The sequence below is a fragment of the Saccharomonospora saliphila YIM 90502 genome (assembly GCF_000383795.1).
Lineage (GTDB): Bacteria > Actinomycetota > Actinomycetes > Mycobacteriales > Pseudonocardiaceae > Saccharomonospora > Saccharomonospora saliphila.
The window spans coordinates 22,641-29,016 of record NZ_KB912656.1 but is presented as its reverse complement, the minus strand read 5'-3'; the positions used below and the strand labels follow the sequence as shown (position 1 = coordinate 29,016).

The following is a 6,376-nucleotide window of genomic DNA, read 5'->3' as shown; positions in this document are numbered from 1 at the left end:
GGCACGGTCGGCGCGCGCGACGAGTCCGCACCCGGCGCCGTCGCGGGACCAGCGGGGCTGGCGTGCCCGGGAACGGACCGGATTCCGGCACCGCTCAGCGCGACGACCCCCACACCGCCGAGCACCACGGCGAGAACGCCGAGCAGCAGCCACGGCGTTCTCGGCGTTCTCGGCGGCGGTTCGGCACGTCCCTCGTGACCCACAGTGGCAGTCAGCGTAGCCCCGGGCGTCCGGCCACGCACGCCTTGTTCACCACGGGACGCCGTGGGTGACCCCCGCTGGCAGACTGACGGGAGAAAGACGGTCCGTGAGGGCCGTGGACGGACGGGCGGCGAGTGACGGGCGACGAGTGAGGTGCGGGAACGAGTGAGGTCGGGCATGAGTGAGACCCGGTCGACGGGAGACGCGCGGCCGGACACGGAAGGCGCCCCGGAGCGGGACCCGTTCCTCCGGTTCGAGGAGGTCGCCGACGAGGAGGTGCTCGACTGGGTCCGGGCCCGCAACGCCGAGACCATCGAGCGGTTCGCCGGTCGCCCCCGGTTCGAGGAGCTGCGCACACGGCTGCGGGAGGTGCTCGACGACGACACCCGTATCCCGTACGTGCGGCGTCGCGGCCCGCACCTCTACAACTTCTGGCGCGACGCCGACCATCCGCGCGGCCTCTGGCGGCGCACCACCCTGGACGAGTACCGCAAGCCGGACCCGGACTGGGAGGTGCTGATCGACCTCGACGCGCTGGCCGAGGCCGAGTCGGAGAACTGGGTCTGGCAGGGCGCCACGGTGCTGCGACCGGAGCACCGGCGCTGCCTCGTCGAACTGTCGCGGGGCGGTGCCGACGCGGCGGTGGTGCGGGAGTTCGACCTCGACCGGCGCGAGTTCGTCCCCGACGGGTTCGTCCTGCCCGAAGCGAAGAGCTCGGTGTCCTGGATCGACGCCGACCACGTGTGGGTCGGCACCGACTTCGGGCCGGATTCGGTGACCACGTCCGGCTATCCCCGGCTGGTCAAGCTGTGGCGGCGGGGAACTCCGCTCGAGCAGGCCGAACTGGTGTTCGAGGGCGCCTCCGACGACGTGGCCGTGCGCGCCCACCACGACCCCACCGAGGGGTGGGAACGCGACCTCGTCCGGCGCAGCATCGACTTCTACCGCAGCGAGCTGTACCTGCGCACGGACGCGGGGCTGGTGCGGGTGGACGTGCCCGAGGACGCGGTGGCCTCGGTGCACCGGCAGTGGCTTCTGGTGCGCACCCGGAGCCCGTGGACGGTGGGCGGTGTGCGGTACCCGGCGGGCGCGCTCCTGGCGGCCGTGCTCGACGACTTCCTCGCGGGCGAGCGCGAGATGACCGTGTTGTTCCGGCCGGACCCGCACACGTCGCTGGACCACTACGCCTGGACCCGCAACCACCTGCTCGTGACCACCCTGCGGGACGTCCGGACCCGCCTGCGGGTGCTCACCCCCGGAGCCGACGGGTGGCGCGACGAGCCCCTGCCCGGCGTGCCCGAGTTCGGCACGGTCGGGCTGATCGACACCGATCCCGACGACAGCGACGAGTTCGTCCTGGAGGCCACCGGCTTCACCGACCCGCCCGCCCTGCTCAGGGGCGAGGTCGGCACGGGCGAGATCGAGCGGCTCAAGCAGGCTCCGGCGTTCTTCGACACCGACGGCCTCGCGGTCGACCAGCACGTCGCCGTGTCGGCGGACGGAACCGAAGTGCCGTACTTCCTCGTGAGCAGGCCCGGCCGGGGACCCGCACCGACACTGCTGACCGGCTACGGCGGCTTCGAAGTCTCGCTGACCCCCTCGTACAGCGGCGTCGTGGGACGCGGCTGGCTGGAGCGGGGCGGCAACTATGTGGTGGCGAACCTGCGCGGTGGCGGTGAGTACGGTCCGGACTGGCACAACCAGGCCGTGAAGGCCGACCGGCCGCGCGTGTACGAGGACTTCGCGGCCGTGGCCGCCGATCTCGTCGAGCGCGGTGTCACCACACCCGGGCGCCTCGGTGTGCAGGGCGGCAGCAACGGCGGCCTGCTGACGGGCGTCATGCTGACGCGCTATCCCGAGCGGGTGGGCGCGGTCGTGAGCCAGGTTCCGCTCCTCGACATGGAGCGCTATCACCTCCTGCTCGCGGGTGCCTCGTGGATGGCCGAGTACGGCGATCCGGACGACCCGGCGGACTGGGAGACGCTCCGGCGGTACTCGCCCTACCACAACCTCGACCGGGACACGATCTACCCACCGGCGCTGTTCGTCACCTCCACCCGGGACGACCGCGTGCACCCGGCGCACGCGCGCAAGATGGTCGCCAGAATGCGCGAGCAGGGCCACGACGTGACCTACTACGAGAACATCGAGGGCGGCCACGGCGCGGCGGCCGACAACGCGCAGCTCGCGTTCAAGTGGGCGCTGGTGTTCGACTTCCTATGGCAGCGGCTCACCGGGGACGCGGAGGAAGGGGACGCGGAACAGCCGCGCGGGTAAACCGCGCGGCTGTTCCGCTCCGGTCGGTCCCGTGCGGGATCAGCTGCACCCGGATGTGGCGCCGCACCCCTCGCAGGCGTAGCAGGAGCCCGCCGGACGCATCTTCGTGCCGCAGGTCATGCACAGCGGAGCGTCGGCGGCCTTGCCCATCTGCAACTCCCTCAGCTCCGTGGTGCTGTGCGCCTCGCCCGCGGCGGTCCCCGAACGGGCGGAGCCGCTTCCACCGCCGGAGTCGGCACCCGGGTTGCCCTCGGTGCGCTGCGTCGACTCGACCGTGCTGCGCAGCGTGTCCAGGTCCACGTTCTCCTGTTCCGGCGCCGAGCCGCTGTAGTCGGACTCGACCTGGGCGGTGCGCTCGTCGGCGGTGAACACGCCGAGCACGGCGCGCTTCTCGTAGGGCAGGTAGTCCAGTGCCAGCCTGCGGAACAGGTAGTCCAGCACGCTGGTCGCGATCCGCACGTCCGGGTCATCGGTCATCCCGGCGGGCTCGAACCGCAGGTTCTGGAACTTCTGCACGTAGAACTCGAGCGGGATGCCGTACTGGAGGCCCACCGAGATCGACATCGAGAAGGCGTCCATCACGCCCGCCAGCGTCGAACCCTGCTTGCCGAGCTTGACGAAGATCTCGCCGAGGCCGTCGTCCGGGTACGACCCGGCCGTGAGGTAGCCCTCGGCGCCGCCGACGGTGAACGACACCGTCTGGCTCGGGCGCTTCTTCGGCAGGCGCTTGCGCACCGGGCGGTACTCGACCACCTTCTCCGGCTCGGCGTCGGCCTCGGCCTTCTCGTTCGCGCCCGTGGACAGCGGCTGGCCGACCTTGCAGTTGTCCCGGTAGATGGCCAGCGCCTTCAGGCCGAGCTTCCAGCCCTGGAAGTAGATCTCCTCGACGTCGGCGACCGTCGCCGACTCGGGCATATTCACCGTCTTGGAGATGGCGCCGGAGATGAACGGCTGCACCGCCGCCATCATCCGCACGTGACCCATCGGCGCGATCGAGCGCTCACCCACCGCGCAGTCGAACACGTCGTAGTGCTCGGGGCGCAGCCCGGGTGCGTCGATCACGTGCCCGTGCTGGGCGATGTAGTCGACGATCGCCTCGACCTGCTCGGCCGGGTAGCCCATCGCCTTCAGTGCGCGGGGCACGGCGTTGTTGACGATCTGCATCGAGCCGCCGCCGACGAGCTTCTTGAACTTCACCAGCGAGAAGTCCGGCTCGACCCCCGTGGTGTCGCAGTCCATCATGAAGCCGATCGTGCCGGTGGGCGCGAGCACGCTGGCCTGGGCGTTGCGCCAGCCGCTGGCGGAGCCGATGTCGATGCCCCGCTCCCACTCCCGCGACGCCAGTGCCCGCACGGCCACGTCATTGGTGTGGTAGGTGCGGATCAGCTCGTTGGCCGCCGCGTGCTTGCGCATCACCCGCTGGTGCGCCTCGGCGTTGCGCGCGTAGCCCTCGTACGGACCCACCACTCCGGCCATCTCGGCCGAGCGCCGGTACGACACGGCGGTCATCAGCGAGGTGATCCCGGCGGCGAGGGCGCGTCCGCCCTCGGAGTCGTAGGCGTGGCCGGTGGCCATCAGCAGCGCCCCGAGGTTGGCGTAGCCGATGCCGAGCTGGCGGTACCTGCGCGTGGTGTCGGCGATGGCCTCGGTCGGGAAGTCGGCGAAGCAGATCGAGATGTCCATCGCCGTGATGACCAGCTCGACCGCCTTGGCGAACAGCTCGGCGTCGAACGTGCCGTCGTCACCGAGGAACTTGAGCAGGTTGAGCGAGGCGAGGTTGCAGCTGGAGTTGTCCAGGTGCATGTACTCCGAGCACGGGTTCGACGCGGTGATACGGCCCGACTCGGGGCAGGTGTGCCAATCGTTGATCGTGTCGTCGTACTGCAACCCCGGGTCCGCGCACTCCCAGGCCGCGCGCGCCATCGTGTGGAACAACGGCTTGGCCTCGACCCGCTCGAGCACCTCGCCGGTCATCCTCGCGCGCAGTCCGAACTGCCCCTCGGTCTCGACGGCCTGCATGAACTCGTCGGAGACCCGCACGGAGTTGTTGGCGTTCTGATACTGCACCGACGAGATGTCACCGCCGCCGAGGTCCACGTCGAAGCCCGCGTCGCGGAGCACGCGGATCTTGTGCTCCTCCTTGGCCTTGGTCTCGATGAACTCCTCGATGTCGGGGTGATCGACGTCGAGCACCACCATCTTCGCCGCGCGGCGGGTGGCACCCCCGGACTTGATCGTGCCCGCCGAGGCGTCGGCACCACGCATGAACGACACCGGGCCGGACGCGGTACCGCCGGAGGAGAGCAGCTCCTGGGAGGAGCGGATGCGCGAGAGGTTGAGTCCCGCGCCGGAGCCGCCCTTGAAGATCAGGCCCTCCTCCTTGTACCAGTTGAGGATCGACTCCATGGTGTCGTCGACCGAGAGGATGAAGCACGCCGACACCTGCTGCTTGGAGCTGGTACCGACGTTGAACCACACCGGCGAGTTGAAGCTGAAGACCTGGTGCAGCAGCATCCACGTCAGCTCGTGCTCGAAGATCTCGGCGTCGGCGGGGCCCGCGAAGTACCCGTGCTTCGTGCCCGCGGCGACATAGGTCTTGACGACCCGGTCGATGAGCTGCTTGAGGCTGCTCTCCCGCTCGACACTGCCGACCGCGCCCCGGAAGTACTTGCTCGTGACGATGTTGGTCGCGTTGACCGACCAGAACTCGGGGAACTCCACACCCCGCTGCTCGAAGTTGACCGTACCGTCACGCCAGTTGGTCATGACGACGTCGCGCTTCTCCCACCGCACCTCGTCGTACGGGTGCACGCCCTCGGTGGTGTACACGCGTTCGATGCGCAGCCCCTTGCGCGCGCTCGCGCCCTGACGCTTCTTGCCCTGCTTCTGCGAGGCGCCCGCGTCGGCCCCCACGGTTTCTGTCATGACTCCCACTCCCGCGTTCACACTTCTGCGGCGACGTCACGCGTCGTCCGCGCTCCTGGCGCTGTCGTCCGGTCGGGCCACCGAATCGGCGATCACCTTGCGCAGGTCCCGGATCTCCTCCTCGAAGTCCTCGATCGAGGAGAAGGCGCGGTACACGCTCGCGAACCTCAGATACGCCACGGTGTCGAGTTCCCTGAGCGGCCCGAGAATAGCCAGCCCCACCTCGTGGCTCGGCACCTCGGCGGCCCCTGTCGCCCTGACCGACTCCTCGACCCGTTGGGCGAGCTGCTGCAGGGCGTCGTCATCGACCGGACGGCCCTGGCAGGCACGGCGCACTCCCCGGACGACCTTGTCCCGGCTGAACTGTTCGGTGACCCCGGAGCGCTTCACGACGGCGAGGACCATCGTCTCGGATGTGGTGAAGCGGCGACCGCACGCGGAGCAGGACCGGCGCCGCCTGATCGCCTGACCCTCGTCCACCTCACGGGAATCCACGACCCGTGAATCGGCGTGCCGGCAGAACGGACACCGCACAGCCGCGCACCTCCCTGCTGATCTGACCGCACGCACCCGCCGACGCGGGTCGTCACCGAGTTGTCGCCACCGGGCCCACCACATGAGCAACCGTCGGACCTACCGCAAGGGTACCCCAACTTGTGGACCAACTACAGCAATGTAACTACTAGATGTTGGGGTCGAGCCTATGGGTCAGCGGACGGCCGCGCAAGCGCGACCCCATAGCCCGCCGGGGTGACAACCGACATAACCACGACAGCGAAGAGCGGGACGACGAACCGCGGGGACGACCAGCCGCCGTTCACCCGGCCGCGGCGCCGCCCCAGACTACGACCCCGGCCGCAGCGCCTTCAGGCGCCCGCCCCGCGACCCCGTCCGCCAACAGCCCGAGCCCGACCACACCCGCGGCCACGACGACCGCCACCAGGAGCAACCACACCCACTCCACCCTGCTCCC

Annotated in this window: 4 protein-coding genes; 1 reads left to right on the top strand and 3 read right to left on the bottom strand. The window is 69.9% G+C overall.

Features of this window, described 5'->3' with window-relative positions; all coding sequences use genetic code 11:
* The coding region (locus tag SACSA_RS26710) for a hypothetical protein (RefSeq protein ID WP_232212896.1) at positions 1-203 on the bottom strand (203 nt) is incomplete at its 3' end.
* A 175-nt stretch (positions 204-378) separates the two neighbouring features.
* Between SACSA_RS26710 and SACSA_RS0109115 the strand changes: the two genes are divergently transcribed.
* Positions 379-2,478, top strand: coding sequence for a prolyl oligopeptidase family serine peptidase (locus SACSA_RS0109115; protein ID WP_019815270.1), 2,100 nt, complete (start codon positions 379-381; stop codon positions 2,476-2,478).
* 39 nt (positions 2,479-2,517) lie between these two features.
* Here SACSA_RS0109115 and SACSA_RS0109110 read toward each other — a convergent pair whose 3' ends face one another.
* Together SACSA_RS0109110 and nrdR are read right to left on the bottom strand one after the other, a co-directional pair.
* Positions 2,518-5,403: a vitamin B12-dependent ribonucleotide reductase gene (locus SACSA_RS0109110; RefSeq protein WP_019815268.1), complete on the bottom strand. Its 2,886-nt coding sequence runs from the start codon at positions 5,401-5,403 to the stop codon at positions 2,518-2,520.
* A gap of 36 nt (positions 5,404-5,439) precedes the next feature.
* Complete coding sequence (gene nrdR / locus SACSA_RS0109105) at positions 5,440-5,937, bottom strand: transcriptional regulator NrdR (RefSeq protein ID WP_019815267.1); 498 nt, start codon at positions 5,935-5,937, stop codon at positions 5,440-5,442.
* Positions 5,938-6,376: the final 439 nt, after the last annotated feature.

Bases quoted from the DNA above. Each gene is read 5' to 3' on its own strand.
- SACSA_RS0109115 (WP_019815270.1), top strand. From the start codon at position 379: ATGAGTGAGACCCGGTCGACGGGAGACGCGCGGCCGGACACGGAAGGC.
- SACSA_RS0109110 (WP_019815268.1), bottom strand. From the start codon at position 5,403: ATGACAGAAACCGTGGGGGCCGACGCGGGCGCCTCGCAGAAGCAGGGC.